The sequence below is a fragment of the Pseudomonas glycinae genome, from assembly GCF_001594225.2.
Lineage (GTDB): Bacteria > Pseudomonadota > Gammaproteobacteria > Pseudomonadales > Pseudomonadaceae > Aquipseudomonas > Aquipseudomonas glycinae.
The window spans coordinates 967474-985206 of record NZ_CP014205.2 but is presented as its reverse complement, the minus strand read 5'-3'; the positions used below and the strand labels follow the sequence as shown (position 1 = coordinate 985206).

Here is a 17733-nt window from a genome sequence, read left to right as displayed (position 1 = left end):
TTGTGTTGAATACAAATTTGTGTAAGACATCAATCCCTGTGGGAGCGGGCTTGCCCGCGAAGAGGTCCTGTCATTCAGCACAAAATTCCAAGACATAAAAAAGGGCCGCGATCCAATGGAACGCGGCCCTTTTTTGTGCCCGTCAGTTACGCATCAAACCGCATCCAGCTCCGGCTCGTCCGCTTCGACATTGACGGTGGCCTTCACCACATCGTGGCGACGGATGTACTTCCAGTCGGCCTCGTCGATGTAGATCCCGGCCGGGCCACTGCCGCCTTCCAGGTCGATGGCGACACTGGCGCAGACCTGCGGCTTCACACTCGCCAGAATCGGCACGAAGCCCAGTTGCAGGCTGGTTTCCAGCAGCGCTGCCTGGTTCTTCTCGTCGATGTCTGCTGCCTCGTCGAGGTAGTACGGCAGGCGCACGCGACCGGCCAGATCGCGATCCATCAAGTGCAGCAACAGGTACATGTTGGTCAGCGCCTTGATGGTCATCGTCGTGCCGTTGGACGCCGCGCCGTCGATGTCGGTGTGGATCACCGGCTGGCCGTTGACCTTGGTGATCTCGAACGCCAGTTCGAACAAGTCCTTGAGGCCGAGCTGGTTGTGGTTCGCCGCCACCAGCCGCGCCAGGTATTCCTTGGCCTCTTCGTTCTTGTTGTCCTGTTCCGCACTTTGGCTCAGGTCGAACACCGACAGGGTTTCGCCTTCTTCGTACTGACCGGCGCTGTGGATGATCTGGTCGATGTGCTTGAGCGCTTCCTTGTTCGGCGCAAGGACGATGCGGAAGCTCTGCAGGTTGGACACCTGTCGCTTGTTGATCTCGCGGTTGAACAGCGCCAGTTGGTGCTCGAGGCTGTCGTAGTCGCTGCGGATGTTGCGCAGGGTCCGCGCGATATCGGTCACGGCTGCGCGACGGGCCTTGCCCAGGGTCAGGGCTTCGTCGGTGCGGTGCGCGTAAGCGTTGATCAGCAACGACAGACGGCGCTCCATGTCGTCTTCGCTGTCGAACTTGGCCACGCCCTTGAGGCGCACCTGCGCGTACAACGCTTCGATCTGCCCGTCGGCGCGCAGCAGGCCTTGCCAGCTGTCCTGATAGTCGTTGAGCAGCGGCAGCAGGTTGTCCATCGAATCGTCAACCGGATCCATGAACGGCGTACCGAACGGCAGGTCCGCCGGCAGCAACTGACGGCGACGCAGGGCATCGTCGAGGGTGCGTTGCTTGGCTTCCATATCGGCAATTTGCCGGCCGACCAGTTGCAGCTTGGCCGACAGTTGCTGGACGCGCTCGGTGAACGCGTCGCTGGAGCGCTTGAGTTCGTCCTGCGCGGCTTCCATCTGCGCCAGTTGCTCGAGCTTGTCGCTTTCTTCGGCGCTCAGGGTCTGAGTGCGGCGGAAATCTTCCAGCGCCTTCTGCGCATCCAGCACCTGCTGGTACAGCGCTTCGGTCTGGGTCTTGCTCGCGGCGCGGTCGGCGGCCACGGCTTGCTGGGTCTTGAGTTGCTTGAGCTCTTTTTCCAGACGTTCTTTCTGATCGCGCAGCGCGGCACGGTCGGCCAGCGCTTGCAGCGCCGGCGGCTCGATGTGCGAGATGTCGATCGACAGGCCCGGCACTTCGAAACGCTCGCCCTTGAAGCCGTCGAGGATCAGCTCGACCGATTTCACCCATTCGCCATCGTCGTCGAGGGTGATGCCGTGTTCGCCCAGCGGCAGGCTGAACAGTGCGCTGTTGAACAGACGCATCAGGCGCTCGACGTCCTGTTGCGAGAACTCTTCGCGCAGACGGGCGTAGCTGTTGTTGTCGGCGTGATCGAGTTGCTGCTTCACCGACTTCAGGCGTTTTTCCAGATCGCGAAGACGTTCTTCGAGATCCTCGGCACTGAATTGACGGGACTGCGCCAGCGCACCGGCCAGTTCGTCGTGAGCGTCCTTGGCCGCCAGCAGTTGCTGCTCCAGCACTTTGACGTCATCGACCAGTGCAAAGCGGTTCTTCAGCACCGACAACTCGCCGAGCCAGCGCTGGATACCGGAGATTTCCCGCTCCAGACGCATGAGTTCCTGGGTGCCACCGCGCTGATCGTTTTGCAGATCGTCTTGCTCGCGACGGTAGTGCTCGGCCTGGATGGTCAGCTCTTCCTTGCGCGCCGTGGCGTAGTCCGACCAGGTGCCGAGCAACGAGTCGAGCAGCGGCGACAGGCGATGCAGTTTGCCGCGCAGTACATCGCGCTGTTTCACGCCGTTGGACAAGGCTTCGACCAACGGGCCGGCCGCCACCAGCGAGTTGTAGTCCTGTTCCATGCGCCGCACGTCGCGGAAGGCTTCTTCGCACGCGGCGATGTAATCGACGCTGCCGGAACGCAGGCTGTGTTCGAAAGCATCGAGGAACAGTTGCTTGAGCTTGGCTGCGGTGATTTCGCGCATGTGCAGCAGGTTGATGAACAGAGCACGGAAGGTTTTCAGGCTCTGCTCGCTGGTGGAGCGCAGCGGGATCAGGGTCAGATCCAGCGGGATCGACGTATGACCGCCAACCAGCAAGCGACGCAGTTCATCCGGCTTGAGTTCGTAGGCTTTCAGGCCTTCTTTCTCAAGGTTGCTGAACAGCTCCTTCTGGCGCAGGCAGGTGTCGTTTTTCTGGTAGTGCGCCAGGTCGAGTTTGCCGGCGTAGGCAAAGAACTGGTGACCGAAACCGCCACCCGGGCCGCGACCGACCACGCCGATCACGTGCGGGCCGTGGGGCAGGTTCACTTCCACGAGGATGTAGCTGGTGTCGGAGGCAAAGTAGAAACGCCGGGATTGTTCCAGGCTGTATTTGCCGAAACTCATGTCCGACATGCGCGCCAGGATCGGGAACTGCAAGGCGTTGATCGAGGCGGATTTACCGAGGTTGTTCGCGCCGTAGACCGACAGCGGTTCTTCCAGCGGGAACAGGCCAAGGCTGTAACCGGCGGTGTTCAAAAGGGCAAAGCGGCGGATGCCGTAGCGTTCCTGGCTCATGCGTCGGACTCCTGTTCTTCGGCAATGGCGCGGGCCAGTGCGTCTTCTTCGCTCTCTTCATCAAATTCGGAAAGATCGAGCGGGTCGTCGGTGGCGAGGAATTTCGCCTCGGCTTCTTCGTCGATCAGCACCGGTGCCGGCAGCGGCAGAACGCTGTGCACGCTGGCCGCCAGATCGCGGTCCTGCTGAACCGACAGGCAGACGTCGAGGAACCGGTGCATCGGCGGCAGGAAACGGTACACGCCGTTTTCCTCGCTGGCGAAACCGAGCTGGGTCATGCGGCGCATGATTTTTTCTTCCAGCTCTTCAACCGTCTGCACTTCGGCCTGGATGAACAGGTCGCGGTACTTTTCCAGCACCGACGGCAGTTCTTCGCGGCCGAGGCTGCCACCGTCGAGCACGGCGATCGGGTCGCGGCCCTGATCGGCCAGATGCTCGACCAGGATGAAAGTGAACAGCGCCAGGCGCTGGGCAGTCTTGTTCACCGCCGCTGCGGCCATGTCCGGCACGAAGTAATAGAAACCACGGGTGTCGCAGACCAGTTCGAAGCCCAGTGCCTTGAACAGCGTGCGGTATTGGTCCTGGAAATTCGACAGTTGCGCGTACAGCTCCGGGTCGCGGCGGCTGACGTGGTAACCCTTGAACAGCTCGCGGAAGATCGGCGCGAGTTGCGACAGTTCAGATAGATCAAGATGCATTGGGGATGCTCGCAGAATCCTCGGCGGCGGTGTCGGCGGCCGAGAGCAGGGCGAAGGAGCGCAGGCTGACCTGGTGCTCGTGAGTGTGGTATTCGCGGCGTTCCAGACGCTCGCGCTTGAAGCGTTTTTCCCGCGACAGGCGCGAGAACCAGTACAGCAATTCGTCGGTAGCGCCGTCCGGTTCCTGCTCCAGCAGCCAGGTCATCAGGTCCGGCATCGGCAGGGATTCTTCGCAGCGGTCGACCATCTCGCGCACTGTGCGCGGTGCGCGCGGGGCATCGCCGGTCTTCTGCGATTTGTGCGCCTTGGGGAAACGCGCCGGTTTCGGCTCGAACCGGGCCAGGGCGTAGACGTAGGCTTCGACCTGACTGGCGCTGCCGAGAAAGGTGCTTTGCGGCCGGGTGAACAGTGGCATCGCCGCTTGTGGCACCGCGTCAATGCCTTTGCGGCGGATCGCGGCGAGGGCGAGGGCGGCGCCACGGGTCACGGCGTTGTGCCGGCGGGCTTCTTCACGCAGCGGCAGGAGCAATTCCCGAGCGTGACGCAAGGTCAGCTGGGCACTGGTCTGCATTTCGAGGATGCGCGCGTGGGTGCGCAGCAGCATGTCGTCATCGACCAGATGGCCGAGGCGCTGCTGTTCGCTGAGCATCTTCAGCAATACGGTTTCGACCTTGCGCACGCCTTGCTCGAAAGCGCCGTCGGCGTTCACCAGATCGATCATCGGCTCGACGTATTCGTCCCACGTCGCCAGTACTTCGGCGTAACGCTGACGCAGCGGAATCTGCCGGTCGCTGGTCTTGGCCCGTTCGGCCACGGCCACCAGCGCCTGTTCGTCGTTGTCGAGTTTCTTCAGAACGTCGCGCACGCGCATGTCGAGCAGGCGCAACTGGCGGGCCAGATCATTGCCGTCGCGGACGTCGAATGCATCCTGAATGTAACCGGCCAGACGTTCGAGGTGGCGCAGATAGGCTTCGATTTCCAGGCACAGGCCCAGACGGTGTTCGCGGCGCAGGTAGGCGAGAAAGTCGTGAATCTGCGCATTGAGTTCGAAACGGTTCGGGCTTTTCGCCACGGGAACCAGAATGTCGAGGCGGATCCACACGTCGAGCAGGCTGGTGATGTCCTGCGGCGTGCTGTCCAGTTGTTGGGCGGCCAGTTGCGTGCGCAGTTCGTTGAGGCTCAGGGTGCCCTGGTCGAAGTGCTCGCACAGTGGCTCCAGAAGTGCCCAGTGTTCAGCGAGGGCGCGCAAGACGCGCTTGGGTTCGATCATCGGAATGGCCGGCTGGTTGGCGATTAAAAGCCGCGATTGTACTGCATCACGAAGGATGCGATTCACTCTCGGGACGGGCTGTCGCTTTTCTTTGCGTCAAGGTATCGGTCAAGACTATCGATCAACAGCGCGCGATCTTGAGCGAAGGGCGGTAGAATCAGCGCACTTCAGTTATCCACAAGTGGCCGACCCTTGCTAATCGAGTCCCGCCGCCGCGCCTATTTGAACGCCATGCAGGTGGTCAACTGGCTGCCGCGCACCGAATTGCCCTTTGCCGCGCCGTCGCGGCCCGAGCTGCTGGACATGCCCGAGCCCGAGATTGCTGCGCCGGTGATCCCGGCCACCCCGGCCGAAGCGCCGGAGCAGCCGGCCGCGCGTCCGGTCGAACGGCCGAAAATCGAAGTTCCGCGACCTTCGCTGGCCAGCACCCGCACGGGCGCCATACCGGTCGAAGAAGTCGACGAAACACCCGTGGTGGCCAAGCCGGCACCGGTGCCGCCACCGCGTTTTGCCCTGCAATTGCTGCGCGCCGGCCGTTGCCTGCTGCTGGTGGAGTTACCCACAGGCGAAGCCTTCCAGTCCCGCGATCCTGCCTATCTGTTACTCAAGGACATGCTGCGTGCCGCCGGTCTGCCGGACGCGCCGCAGATTGTCGGTGAGCCGGTGCGCTGGCCTTGGCTGAACCGCGGCACGATGGATCAGGGCCCTGAAGCGGCCCGGGATTTCGTTCAGGGTTTCCTGTCGGTGCAGATGGAGGCGGCGCCGTGCGCCTGCCTGTGGCTGATCGGCCTGCCGGCGGTGCGCTTTGCCGGTGAGGCGGATGCCGAGGCGTTCAACACTGAATTGCAAATCGAGGGTCTTGGCCTGGCGTGGGCCGTGCCGGGGCTGGAATTGTTGATGGATGAGCCACAGCGCAAGGCCGCCGTGTGGCAAGCCATGCGTCGGCTGATGGCGCGCTGGAAAGAATCGAATGAGTGACGCTGTATCGTTTCGCCCGATGACCGAGGCGGATCTGGACGCTGTGCTGAAGATTGAATTCGCCGCGTACAGCCATCCATGGACTCGCGGGATTTTTCTCGACGGCCTGGGCAAGTACCAGATCTGGCTGATGTTCGAAGGAGAGCAGCAGGTGGGCCACGGGGTGGTGCAGATCATTCTCGATGAGGCGCACCTGCTCAACATCACGGTCAAGCCGGAAAACCAGGGGCGCGGGCTGGGGTTGACCTTGCTCGAATACCTGATGTCCCGCGCCTACGCCGCCGATGCCCGGGAATGTTTCCTGGAAGTGCGCGACAGCAACACGTCGGCCTTTCGCCTGTACGAACGTTATGGCTTCAACGAGATCGGCCGGCGCCGGGATTACTACCCGGCGGTCGGTGGGCGTGAAGATGCCGTGGTCATGGCCTGCACATTGGTCGATTAAAACGTTAAAGCATCGCGGGCAAGCCCGCTCCCGCAGGTTCTGGTGTCGTATACATAATTTGAGTACGACCCGGATCTCTGTGGGAGCGGGCTTGCCCGCGATGGCGTCCTGTCAGGCAATACAATCAGCGGTTGCCATCCAGCGGATCGCGGCGCGCCAGTTCCGCTTCATCCAGCCCATTGCCGCCGCCGATGTCGTCCTCGTCGACCACGCTCAAATCCCAATCGGCCTGATCGCCTTCGCCGAGTTCCCGGGCATCCCGGGCACCGTCCTCACGGATCAGGGTTTCCGGGCTGAGGTCGTCGTCGGTAGGCTCATGATCGGCGGTCGATGCCCCAGTCAAACCGGCTTCGCGCACGCGCTCGCGTGGCATCAACTGTTCGCGCTCGCGTTCAGGCAGTTCATCGCCGATCTTCGCACTGGGCTCTTCATCGTCGAAATCCAGCTCGTGCACCGACCCCATTCGGTCTTCGTTATTATCGATGGGCTCCGGTTGCACCGCATCGAGGGGACGTCGTGAATCAGTCATGGCAAATCCTCATTCTGTGGGCCTTACTGAGGTGGACTCACCGGGTGCGCGAGAATTCAAAGCAAATCACCAGCGATCCGTGCGTGACCCCGACGGGCGGTCGACTGTCATACCAGCGCATCTTTCTTGAGGCCTTACAGCATGCATGACTTACAAGACCTGATTGATAACAACGAGCGTTGGGCTGACGCGATCACCAAGGAAGACCCGGATTTCTTCGCCAAACTGGCTCGCCAGCAGACGCCTGAATACTTGTGGATCGGCTGCTCCGATGCGCGGGTTCCGGCCAATGAAATCGTCGGCATGCTGCCGGGCGATCTGTTCGTTCACCGCAACGTCGCCAACGTGGTGCTGCACACCGACCTCAACTGCCTGTCGGTGATCCAGTACGCAGTGGACGTGCTCAAGGTCAAACATATCCTGGTGACCGGACACTACGGCTGCGGCGGTGTGCGTGCGTCGATGCAGGATCGTCAGTTCGGCCTGATCGATGGCTGGCTGCGTTCGATCCGTGACCTGTACTACGAGAAACGCGAAGAACTGGCCAGGCTGCCGACCGAAGAGGAACAGGTCGATCGTCTGTGCGAGCTCAACGTGATTCAGCAAGTGGCCAACGTCGCCCACACCAGCATCATCCAGAACGCCTGGCATCGCGGGCAGAGCCTGTCGATCCACGGTTGCATCTACGGCATCAAGGATGGTCGCTGGAAGAGTCTGAACACCACGATCAGCGGTTTCGAGCAATTGCCGCCGCAGTACCGTTTACGTCCGGTCGGCGCGCCTTGACCGGTCGTTCAGCGTAAACCTTGTCGCCGCCAGCTGAGCAAATAGCGCTGGCCTTCAAGATTGGGTGATTCGTCGTAACCGGTGATCCACCCACGGCAGCGCGAGGACCCGCAACCGCAGGCGAACTGCCGCAGCAGTTTGTCTTCGGTGGCGGTGTAATCCACCGTCAGCCGTTCTCCCGCGACAATGTCGCGCAATGCCCACAGCCATAACTCGCTCATGTCGAGAAAGGTGTTCGGGTCGCAACAATGCTCGATTGCCCCGCAAAAACGCGGATCGTACAGATGGATGCCGGCCAGCAGTTGCCGAGTCTGTCGGCAGCGATAGGGCAGCAACTGGCCCGAAAACCGGCACATTCGGGTGATACGCATAAATGCCCGGCACGCTATGACAGCGGTGGCCACGCCTTCGGGATCGTGAACAATCTCGAAATCCTGCTTCGACGGAAATCCCAGGCGGACGGGGAGTCCGGCAAAAGGATAAATGCCCTCGGTATCGCGTGCCGGTTTACCCGGTAATGCGTAAGTGTTCATAACGCTCCCTGTTGGCTCGGTGTCGCGACTTCCCTGGGCTGACGTCCTGTCAGTCCTGCAACACGATGATTGGATCCAAGATCCCGTAAATCACACTAGCGGTCTACTGTCAGATCTGACAGGCGAAATAGACGCTTTCCCGAGTCAGCCGAGGCTGACACGGGAACGTCGCACGTTCGTTCAGAGGTGGGCGGCGGGCGCGGCCATGTCCGGCAATGGGCTTTTCAGCTGTTGCAGTTGGGATTTGACCGGTGCGGTCGAACAGGTTTTGTCCGCCTGTGCCACGGTCTCGTTGCGGATCGTGGTGTAGAACAGCTCGCAGGTCTTGGCTTTCTGCGTCACTTGCCAGGTCTGGGTGCAGCTGTTGAGCAGTGTCTTCGGATCGGTGCCCGGTTTGCTGCCCATTCCGGCCTGCCAGCAGGCAGCGCTCAAGTCTTGTCCCATCACCTTCAGACCGGCCGCATCGGCCTTGGCCTGGGCATCGTCGCCGGTGTAGTTGCTCGGGTCGGCGGCGTACCAGATGTAGCTCGGGTGGTTGGAACCCAGCACCGGTACGTTCACCCCCGCGCTCGGGCTGATGGTCGCCAGGCCCAGTACATTCACGGTCGCACCGTATTGCTGCTTGATCCAGTTACGCACTGGCGCACCAAAGGCAACCATCGGCAGCACGACGCCGCTGGCGTTCTGGCTGACCTGCCTGACCATGGTGGTCTGGTAATCCTTGAAGTAGTCGTACACGCCTTCCAGATCCTTGCCGGCGCTGGCGGGCGCGGCGATCGGGGCGATGTCGATGATGGTCTGGTAGGCCGGCGTCTGGTCGGCGGGGATGCCATTGTCGGCCAGCAGCGCGGCCCAGCGGTCGGTGGTGTTCGAGCGCAGGTAATCCTGGGCCTGGGTCAGCGAGTAATCCGGCGGGAAGTGCAGCAGCTCGACACTTTTGCGGTTTTCCAGGGCCATGCCCAGTGGCAGGAACAGATACCAGCTGTACGACCATTTGCCGTCGGCATTGAGTTTGCTGGCGCCGTTGTAGGCCAGATCGCCGGCGTCGAGCAGCGCTGTCAGCGGTTTGTCGTAGCCCTGTGGTACGCCGCTGATTTCGGCATAGAGCTGATCGTTGTCGTTTTTCACCAGCACTTTGGCGTTGGTGTAGCCGTCGCGCTGCACGCTCTGGCTCAGGTAATGGGCGACGGTCTGCTCCAGCGTCCAGTTGCGAAAGCAGATCACGCTGCAATTGTTGGGGTAGGCGAAGAGGCGGGTGACGCGTTCGGTGCTGCCCAGTTTCAGGTCGACATCGGCGTGGGCTGCGGCGCTCAACGTGAGCGCCGCGAGGGTGAGGCCTGCGAGTTTCAACATGCTCAGATCCTTTTCAGCGAGGGTAAAACCTTGGTGGAGGGCAATCCGGCCCGCGTCTAGCCTAGCCGGGGAACAGGTGTTTCAGCGAATAACCAAGCTGACTGGCAAGAATCACGCCGGTCATGACCACCAGAAACAGCAATTGCAACGGGCTGAAATGCGCCCAGTGCAGCGCGGTCAGCCATGGGTGCTTGTCGCTGAACTCCGGGTCGAGCGTGCCGATACGTCGCTTGTGCCAGAGCCCGATCAGAATCACGCCGATATAGGTGAAGGCCCCCAGGCCGCCGAGCATGACCGAGAACAGCAGGATCATGACGGCTTGCGGCACGCCATGGCGCAGCACGAGCCAGCGGGTGTCAGGGTTCCATCGGCGTGGAATGATCTTTTCGGTCAACCACAGATCCTGAACGATCAAATGGGCGCTGATCAGAAACCAATAACTCAGGCCGATCCGGAAAAACCAGACAGGAACGCAGGCGAAGGCCAGCGGGATGACGATGCTCATCGCCGTGGTCTTGTGCTCGGCGGGCAGGTAGAACAGCCACAGCGCCAGCGCGATCGCCGCCCATGACTGCATCCAGGTTTCGGCGGCGATGTAGCGCGGCAGAAACCGTCGCCAGTAGAAGACATCGGCGTACGGAAGACGGGCGAGCAGGTCGGGGAAGCGCCACTTGAGGGTTTCCGACAACTGCTGGCAGGCCTGCCAGTCTGCTGGGATGAAGCGGTCGGTCATGTCTTTGTGTTGCCGCGGCTTCATCGGGCTGATCAGCATCCGTGCGGCCAGCGCATCGGGCGACCCGTTGCGCTGATCTTCGGCCCGGGCGCACAGATTGTCGTAGAGGCTTTCCTGATTGCAGCGCTCGATCATCTCCTGCCAGAGCCAGTCCGGTTGCGGATGAATGCCCTTGGTGTCGTCCCAGCCAAACAACTGGGAAACTCGATCGAATAGCGGCACGCTCCACTCTGCGTCCTGCAGCAATTGCAGAACGATCTGCTGCCAGTGTTCCCGACGGTCGAACACCTGGAGCCAGGGTTGGGCCGTGTAAGTCTTGAGCAGGGCGAGAAATTCACGCTCGTTTTGCGAGGCGAGCAGCGTTTCCAGCGATTGTCGGTAATCGGCCAGCAGTTCGTTGGCGAGAATGCTGCGCTGCCCGTCGCCGATGACGATTTCCTGCCACGGGCCCAGCCAACCCAGGTGCTGTACCGCCCAGCGGGCAATCGAAAGGCGCAGGGCGGGCTGATCGAAGCACAACGTCAGCAACAGTTCCTGGAACGCTTGCGCACAATCCTGCTGGCGCGCTTGCTCCCAGCGCTGGTCCAGATTGGTGTCCGAGAGGCCGTTCAGCAATTGCGATGCGGCTTCAATGGCCGGGTCGGCAGTCGGCTGCTCGGGTTCCAGGTTAAGAGGCTCCGGATTCAGGGGCTGTACCCGCAAGGTCTGCGATTCGAGCGGTGCTTCGGGCGCGGCCGGGGCCACCGGTTCGAACAGCGCCGCAGGGTAATCCCACGCATCGGTCCCGGTTTTCTGCAGTGGCTGGGCCATGGACTGCTCTTGTACCGCCAGCGCGGCGATCCCCGGGGCCAGCATGACGTCGTCGTGCTCTTCGGTCTCTTCGTTTTCAAGGCGCCACTGGGCAATCGACTGTGCGCGTTCATAAGCCTCGCGCAGGCGCTGGAAGCCTGCGGCATCTTCATCGGGCCGAAAGACTTTCAGCAGCCGCGCATAGCTGCGCTTGATATCACGCAGCCCGGCGTCTTCGGGCAGTTGCAGGACAGACCAGCATTCCATGTCGTGCTTCCTTACTGCCAGGGGCTGCGGTCGAGGGCGCTCAATTGCTTGCTCAGTTCGGTGCGGGTCTCACGGATCTGCCGCTCGTCCTGAGAGTCCAGGGCGTGCTGGAATTGCTTGGCCCAATGGCCGATCTGATCACGCAGGTCGCCCAGGCTTTCCTGATACAGACGTTCCAGCCGTGCACTGAGCAGGGTGTTCACTTGCTGCTCGCGTGGATGGATCTTCAATTGCGCCAGGGCTTGCAGACGCTGCTGGATTTCCTCGGGCGTCAGCACGCCGGGGTTGTTCTCGATGACCAGCGAGTGTTGCTGACCGGTCAGGGGAATGCTGACCTGAGCTTCCAGCAAACCGTTGTTGTCGTATGTGAAGCGCACATCCAGCTCGACTTCGCCGGCCTTGCGCTTGGGCACCTTGATGTCCAGTTGGCCGAGTGCCACGTTGTCTTTGACCAGGCGGCTTTCGCCCTGAAAGATTTTCACGACGACCTGTTCCTGATTGTCGTGAAGGGTCTGCACGGTTTTCACCCGGCTGACCGGGACGATGCTGTTGCGCTCGATGATCGGCAGGTAGTGGCCGCTTTCATACTGGCGACCGACCTGGGTGGAGGTCTCGATCCCCAGGGTGTAGGAGCAGACATCGGTGAGCACCACTTCTTCCAGCGCGGCCGAACGGGCCTTGAGCGCTGCCTGAATGGCGGCGCCCTGTGCCACGACCTGATCCGGATCGAGGCTGATCGACGGGAAGCGGCCGAACAGTCCGGCAGCCAGTTTGCGCACCAGTGGCATACGGGTGGTGCCGCCGACCAGCAGGATTTCATCGAGGTCGCTGACGCGGATGCGTGCGTCGCGCAGGGCCCGTTCGATCGGCGCGCGCAGGCGTTCGAGCAGCGGCATGTACAGCGTCGCCATTTGTGCCTGAGTGATGGTCTGGGTCCACTGCTTTTCGCCGACCTGCACTCTGAATTCGGCGCTGGCGTCCTGGCCCAGTGCGCGGCGCACACGCTCGGCTTCGCGGCGCAGCGGCTGGAGGATGGTCGAGCGCTCGGGGAAGTCGGACACGTTGCGATGCTGATCGATAAAGTGCTCGAGCAGCACGTTGTCGAAATCTTCGCCGCCGAGGAAGTTGTCACCGGCGCTGGCGCGCACTTCCATGACACCCTCGAAGAGTTCGAGAATCGACACGTCGAACGTACCGCCGCCCAGGTCGAACACCAGGAACGAAGTTTCCTTGTCCCGTTGATGCAAACCATAGGCGAGTGCGGCGGCGGTGGGTTCGTTGATCAGTTTTTCGACTTTCAGGCCCGCCAGCTCACCGGCGATGCGCGTAGCCTTGCGCTGGGCGTCGCTGAAATAGGCCGGAACGCTGATCACGGCTTCCGTGACGGCTTGACCGTAGGTGCGCTCGACGTCTTCTTTCAGGCTCTTGAGCACCAGCGCAGACAGTTCTTCTGGACGGAATTTTTTATCCCCGAGGTAGACCTCCGTCGCACTGCCCATATGGCGCTTGAACAGTGACGCGGTCAGACGCGGATGAGTGTGCAGGCGTTCGCGGGCAGCTTGCCCGACCAGAATCCGGCCCTGATCGTCCAGACCCACCACGCTGGGTGTCAGGAACTGGCCCAGGGCATTGGGCACCAACTCAGTGGCATCGCCCTGCCATACGGCAACAAGGCTATTGGTGGTTCCCAGGTCAATCCCGACGATCATTGCAACGAACTCCCTTTGCGCTCTGACAAAAAATGAAACAGATATTGGCGCGCAAGAATATTACCGAGGCAGTGGCGCGGTAAAGAAAGATGATGGCTCTGAGCCATTATTTACGACAGGCAACCGCAGGAGGGATGGTTCGGGTCGCTTTTTGTCGAAGGGGTCGAAGGGAAAGACAGGGCACCGGAGCCGGCGCCCTGTCGTCATCGTTTAAGGTATGACGGGCGGCAGATACGAAAGTGTCGTACCCAGAGCCCACAGCAGCACCAGCACCAGCGGCGTGTGCACCAGCAATTGCACGAACGAAAAACCGATCAGATCCCGCGCCTTGAGGCCCAGCACGCCCAGCAGCGGCAGCATATAGAACGGGTTGATCAGATTCGGCAGGGCTTCGGCGGCGTTGTAGATCTGTACCGCCCAGCCGAGGTGATAGTTCAGATCGTTGGCCACCTGCATCACATACGGCGCCTCGATGATCCACTTGCCGCCGCCCGACGGAATGAAGAAACCGAGAATCGCCGAGTACACACCCATCAGCAACGCATAGGTGTCGTGGGAAGCGATGCTGACGAAGAACGTCGAGATGTGATGGGCCAGGGTCTGGGCGTCGGTGCCCTTGACCGTGGTCATCAGCGCGGCGATCGAACCGTACAGCGGGAACTGGATCAGCACCCCGGTGGTGGTCGGCACGGCGCGCGCCACTGCGTCGAGGAAGCTGCGCGGACGCCAGTGCAGCAACGCGCCGAGCATGATGAACAGGAAGTTGTAGGTGTTGAGCCCGGAAATCGCGGTGATCGCCGGTTTGGTCGAGAACTCGTGGAACAGCCATCCGGCCGCCAGCAGCACCAACAGGATGATCAGCAGCGGGCTGTGTTCCAGCCATTCGCCGGGACGGGTGCGCGGTTGCAGCGGCGGCAGGTTGAAGGCCGGGTCGATGCCGCAGGCCTTGGCGTCACGTGCCGAGTTCGGGCCGGGCGCGGTGGCGTAGGCGATGATGATCGAAATCACGATCAGTGCCAGCAGCATGACTCCCGACTGCCAGAGGAAAATCGTCTGGGTGAACGGAATCACCCCGGTGATCGACAGGATCGACGGCGGCAGGCTGGCCGGGTTGGCCTGCAACTGCGCGGCGGACGACGACAGGCCCAGCGCCCACACGGCGCCGAGGCCAAGGTAGGCGGCGGCACCAGCGGCGCGATAGTCCATTTTCAGATCGGTGCGGCGGGCGAGGGCGCGCACCAGCAGACCGCCGAACACCAGCGACAGGCCCCAGTTGAGCAAGGACGCGACCATCGAAATGAGCGCGACCCACGCCACGGCCGAGCGACCGTTCTTCGGGATCCGCGCCAGGCGATCAATCAATTTCACGGCGGGCGGCGAACTGGCCACGACATACCCGCCGATCACCACGAACGCCATCTGCATGGTGAACGGGATCAGGCTCCAGAACCCGTCCCCGAAGGCCATGGCGGCGTCCGTGGGTCTGGCGCCCATGGCCAGGGTCGCCAGCGCGACGATGATCACCGCCAGCGCGGCGAATACCCAGGAGTCGGGAAACCAGCGTTCGGCAAAACTTGAACAGCGCAAGGCAAAGCGCGCAGAGCGGCTATCTTCGATATCAACGGCCACGGGAGTACCTCGGATTTTTATGTTTATTGTGGTCTTCAGGGCCTGGACGGCCCGTCTGGACAGGTGCCAACAGTAAATCAACGGCGGATTTTTGTGAGCGTGTTTTGCAGCAATCAGGACTATGGTCTAACGGGTTGTCCGGCGGCCCGTTTGCGTAGACCATGGGCGCCTTGGTTTTTTGCCTGCCAGAGTTCTTTGTCATGACTGCCCATTCCACTGCCCGACCGGCGCCGTTCAGCCGTTCCGACTACAAGACCCTCGGCCTTGCGGCCCTGGGCGGGGCGCTGGAGATCTACGATTTCATCATTTTCGTGTTCTTCGCCCTGACCCTCAGCCAGTTGTTCTTCCCGCCGGAAATGCCCGAGTGGCTGCGCCTGCTGCAAAGCTTCGGGATCTTCGTCACCGGCTATCTGGCGCGCCCGCTGGGCGGGATTCTGATGGCGCATTTCGCCGACCGGTTGGGGCGCAAGAAAGTCTTCAGCCTGAGCATCCTGATGATGGCGCTGCCGTGCCTGCTGATCGGGATCATGCCGACCTACGCGCAGATCGGCTATTTCGCACCGCTGTTGTTGCTGGCGCTGCGCATCCTGCAAGGCGCGGCGGTGGGTGGTGAAGTGCCGAGCGCCTGGGTGTTCGTGGCCGAGCATGCGCCGGCCGGCCATCGCGGTTATGCCCTGGGCTTTTTGCAAGCGGGGCTGACCTTCGGTTACCTGATCGGCGCGTTGACCGCGACCTTCCTGGCGCAAGTGTTCACCCCGGCCGAAGTGCTCGATTACGCGTGGCGTTATCCGTTCCTGCTCGGCGGCGTGTTTGGCGTGATCGGCGTCTGGCTGCGCCGCTGGCTGAGCGAAACCCCGGTCTTCATGGCCATGGAGGCGCAACGCGAGGCGCGGGTCGAACTCCCGCTGCGTACCGTGCTGCGCGATCATCGCCTGGCCATGTTGCCGGCGATGCTGCTGACCTGCGTACTGACCTCGGCGGTAGTGGTGTTCGTGGTCATCACCCCGACCATGATGCAGAAGACCTTCGGCATGACTGCCGGCCATACTTTTGCTTTGAGCGCGCTGGGCATCGTCTTCCTGAATATCGGTTGTGTGATTGCCGGTCGACTGGTCGATCGCATCGGTGCCTGGCGCACGGTCATGCTCTACAGTCTGTTGCTGCCACTGGGGATCGGCCTGCTTTACACCTGCCTGATCAGCGGCGGGGACTGGATCGGTCTGGCCTACGCCATCGCCGGGCTGTGCTGTGGCGTGGTCGGTGCGGTGCCGTCAGTGATGGTCAGCCTGTTCCCGGCGCGGATCCGCGTTTCCGGGATCTCCTTCACCTACAACATTGCCTACGCCGCCTGGGCCAGTTTCACGCCGTTGCTGCTGATCGGTCTGATGCCATGGAGCCCGTGGATCTGCGTGATGTTCTGCGCGGTGATGGGCGCGGTGGGCGTCGTCAGTGCAGCGTATTTCGGCTCGCGGATGCCGCGCGCGGAGCCGTGTCCGGTGGCCGGCACCGCCTGAGTTGTCGAGGCTTAACTATTTTTGTAGGACAAGCCTCGCGCGCTCTTCAGAAAAGATTTCCAAGGCCGATGGTTAGGCTGCATACCCGCTATCCATCCAGTCCATCGGTGCTTTCCCATGTTCAACAAACGCCTGAAGCAAGAGCTGGCGGCTCTTCGTGAAGAACTCTCCAGCCTTCTGCAAGTGAAGGAGAGCCTGGAAAGCGAGATGCTGGTGCTCACCCTTGAGCCCGACGGACGGATTCAGTCGGTCAATCAGAACTTCCTCAACGAAATGCTCTACAAGAGCCACGACCTGATCGGCCGCGCCATCGAAGACATCGTGCCGGCCCATGTGAAGTCGGACGAGTTTCATCACCGCTTCAAGGCCGCTCTGACCCGTGGTGAGCATTTCGCTGGCGCTGTGCGCCTTTCACGCGGTAACGGCGAAGAGGCGTGGTTGCGCTCCATCGTCCAACCGGTTCGCTCATCGGATGGCCGGATCAAGCATTTCTCGATTTTCTCCAGCGACCTGACCCGCACCATCGAGGCCTCCCGCGAACACGAAAACCTGATCGGCGCGCTGGTGCGTTCGACTGCCGTGATCGAGTTCGACCTCAGCGGCAACGTACTGAGTGCCAACGACCGGTTCCTGCAGGGCATGGGTTACAGCCTGGCGCAGATCAAGGGTAAACATCACCGCCAGTTCTGCGAGCCGGAGGAGTACAACAGCGCCGAGTACCAGAACTTCTGGCGTCGCCTGAATAACGGCGAATTCGTTGCCGGCCGTTTCAAGCGGTTCGACAGCCATGGTCGTGTCGTCTGGCTGGAAGCCTCCTATAACCCGGTGCTCGACGCCAACGAAAAACTCTACAAAGTGGTGAAGTTCGCCACGGTGATCACCGATCAGGTCAATCAGGAGCAGGCCGTCGCCGATGCCGCCAATATCGCCTACAGCACGTCCCTGCAAACCGACAGCACCGCCCAGCGTGGCACCCGTGTGGTGACCGAAGCGGTCAATGTGATGCGCGATCTGTCGAAGCACATGCAGACCGCCGGCGAGGGTATCGAGGCGCTGAACGAGCAATCCCAGGTGATCGGCACCATCGTCAAGACCATCAGCGGCATTGCCGAACAGACCAACCTGCTGGCGCTCAACGCTGCCATCGAAGCCGCACGCGCGGGTGAGCAGGGCCGAGGCTTTGCCGTGGTAGCCGACGAAGTGCGGCAACTGGCCTCGCGCACCAGCCAGGCGACCGAGGAAATCGTCGGTGTGGTGCGCCAGAACCAGGACATGGCGCGCAACGCCGTGGCCCTGATGACCGACGGCAAACAACAGGCCGAACAGGGGCTGGCGCTGGCGGCGGAGGCGGGTACGGTGATTGTCGAGATTCAGGACGGCGCGCAGAAAGTGGTGGATGCAGTCGGCCAGTTCGCCAACCAGCTATCCAGCTGATGCCTGCCAGGCGAAGGGATTGCCCACGGCAATCCCTTCGTTGTTTTTATCCCGCTACAATCGGCTCTTTTT

The 17733-nt window shown here is 61.7% G+C and carries 14 protein-coding genes and 1 pseudogene; 6 read left to right on the top strand and 9 right to left on the bottom strand.

Annotated elements, in window-relative coordinates; genetic code table 11:
* Positions 1 to 153 precede the first annotated feature (153 nt).
* The 3 genes from mksF to mksB are packed head-to-tail and all read right to left on the bottom strand — an operon-like array spanning position 154 to position 4962.
* Positions 154 to 2994 (bottom strand): Mks condensin complex protein MksF, encoded by a 2841-nt coding sequence (gene mksF / locus AWU82_RS04485; RefSeq protein WP_064378540.1) that lies wholly within the window; start codon positions 2992 to 2994, stop codon positions 154 to 156.
* A complete protein-coding gene (gene mksE / locus AWU82_RS04480) occupies positions 2991 to 3692 on the bottom strand; it encodes an Mks condensin complex protein MksE (protein ID WP_064378539.1) in 702 nt (233 codons plus the stop codon). Before mksE ends, mksF begins: the two co-directional genes overlap by 4 nt.
* On the bottom strand, positions 3682 to 4962 hold the full coding sequence (gene mksB, locus AWU82_RS04475) for an Mks condensin complex protein MksB (protein ID WP_170928981.1): 1281 nt from the start codon (positions 4960 to 4962) through the stop codon (positions 3682 to 3684). The genes mksE and mksB overlap by 11 nt, the downstream gene beginning before the upstream one ends.
* Positions 4963 to 5193: 231 nt before the next feature.
* On the opposite strand from mksB, the gene AWU82_RS04470 reads away from it, so the two are divergent.
* Both AWU82_RS04470 and rimI read left to right on the top strand, forming a co-directional pair.
* The gene (locus AWU82_RS04470) at positions 5194 to 5940 is read left to right on the top strand and encodes a hypothetical protein (RefSeq protein ID WP_064378537.1); all 747 of its coding nucleotides are present in this window, start codon (positions 5194 to 5196) and stop codon (positions 5938 to 5940) included.
* Complete coding sequence (gene rimI / locus AWU82_RS04465; RefSeq protein WP_007951758.1) at positions 5933 to 6385, top strand: ribosomal protein S18-alanine N-acetyltransferase; 453 nt, start codon at positions 5933 to 5935, stop codon at positions 6383 to 6385. The genes AWU82_RS04470 and rimI overlap by 8 nt, the downstream gene beginning before the upstream one ends.
* A gap of 124 nt (positions 6386 to 6509) precedes the next feature.
* Here rimI and AWU82_RS04460 read toward each other — a convergent pair whose 3' ends face one another.
* Entirely contained in the window at positions 6510 to 6914 is a 405-nt protein-coding gene (locus AWU82_RS04460) for a hypothetical protein (RefSeq protein ID WP_064378536.1), read from the bottom strand.
* A gap of 141 nt (positions 6915 to 7055) precedes the next feature.
* Between AWU82_RS04460 and can the strand changes: the two genes are divergently transcribed.
* The gene (gene can, locus AWU82_RS04455; protein ID WP_011335942.1) at positions 7056 to 7700 is read left to right on the top strand and encodes a carbonate dehydratase; all 645 of its coding nucleotides are present in this window, start codon (positions 7056 to 7058) and stop codon (positions 7698 to 7700) included.
* An 8-nt stretch (positions 7701 to 7708) separates the two neighbouring features.
* Here can and AWU82_RS04450 read toward each other — a convergent pair whose 3' ends face one another.
* The 5 genes from AWU82_RS04450 to AWU82_RS04430 all read right to left on the bottom strand — a co-directional run bounded on the left by AWU82_RS04450 (position 7709) and on the right by AWU82_RS04430 (position 14713).
* On the bottom strand, positions 7709 to 8233 hold the full coding sequence (locus tag AWU82_RS04450; RefSeq protein ID WP_064378535.1) for an SET domain-containing protein: 525 nt from the start codon (positions 8231 to 8233) through the stop codon (positions 7709 to 7711).
* A 180-nt stretch (positions 8234 to 8413) separates the two neighbouring features.
* Complete coding sequence (locus AWU82_RS04445; RefSeq protein WP_064378534.1) at positions 8414 to 9586, bottom strand: hypothetical protein; 1173 nt, start codon at positions 9584 to 9586, stop codon at positions 8414 to 8416.
* Between the two features lie 61 nt (positions 9587 to 9647).
* On the bottom strand, positions 9648 to 11375 hold the full coding sequence (locus AWU82_RS04440) for a J domain-containing protein (RefSeq protein ID WP_064378533.1): 1728 nt from the start codon (positions 11373 to 11375) through the stop codon (positions 9648 to 9650).
* An 11-nt stretch (positions 11376 to 11386) separates the two neighbouring features.
* Entirely contained in the window at positions 11387 to 13084 is a 1698-nt protein-coding gene (locus AWU82_RS04435) for a molecular chaperone HscC (protein ID WP_064378532.1), read from the bottom strand.
* Positions 13085 to 13294: 210 nt separating this feature from the next.
* Positions 13295 to 14713: a short-chain fatty acid transporter gene (locus AWU82_RS04430; RefSeq protein ID WP_064378531.1), complete on the bottom strand. Its 1419-nt coding sequence runs from the start codon at positions 14711 to 14713 to the stop codon at positions 13295 to 13297.
* Between the two features lie 200 nt (positions 14714 to 14913).
* Here AWU82_RS04430 and AWU82_RS04425 point away from each other — a divergent pair, with 200 nt between their 5' ends.
* The 3 genes and pseudogenes from AWU82_RS04425 (at position 14914) to AWU82_RS29500 (ending at position 17661) form a co-directional block, all read left to right on the top strand.
* Positions 14914 to 16227, top strand: a complete 1314-nt coding sequence (locus tag AWU82_RS04425; protein ID WP_064378530.1) for an MFS transporter — start codon at positions 14914 to 14916, stop codon at positions 16225 to 16227.
* Positions 16228 to 16344: 117 nt separating this feature from the next.
* Positions 16345 to 17073, top strand: a pseudogene (locus AWU82_RS29505) (PAS domain-containing protein); the annotation flags it as partial.
* Between the two features lie 156 nt (positions 17074 to 17229).
* Entirely contained in the window at positions 17230 to 17661 is a 432-nt protein-coding gene (locus tag AWU82_RS29500; RefSeq protein WP_371857323.1) for a methyl-accepting chemotaxis protein, read from the top strand.
* Positions 17662 to 17733: the final 72 nt, after the last annotated feature.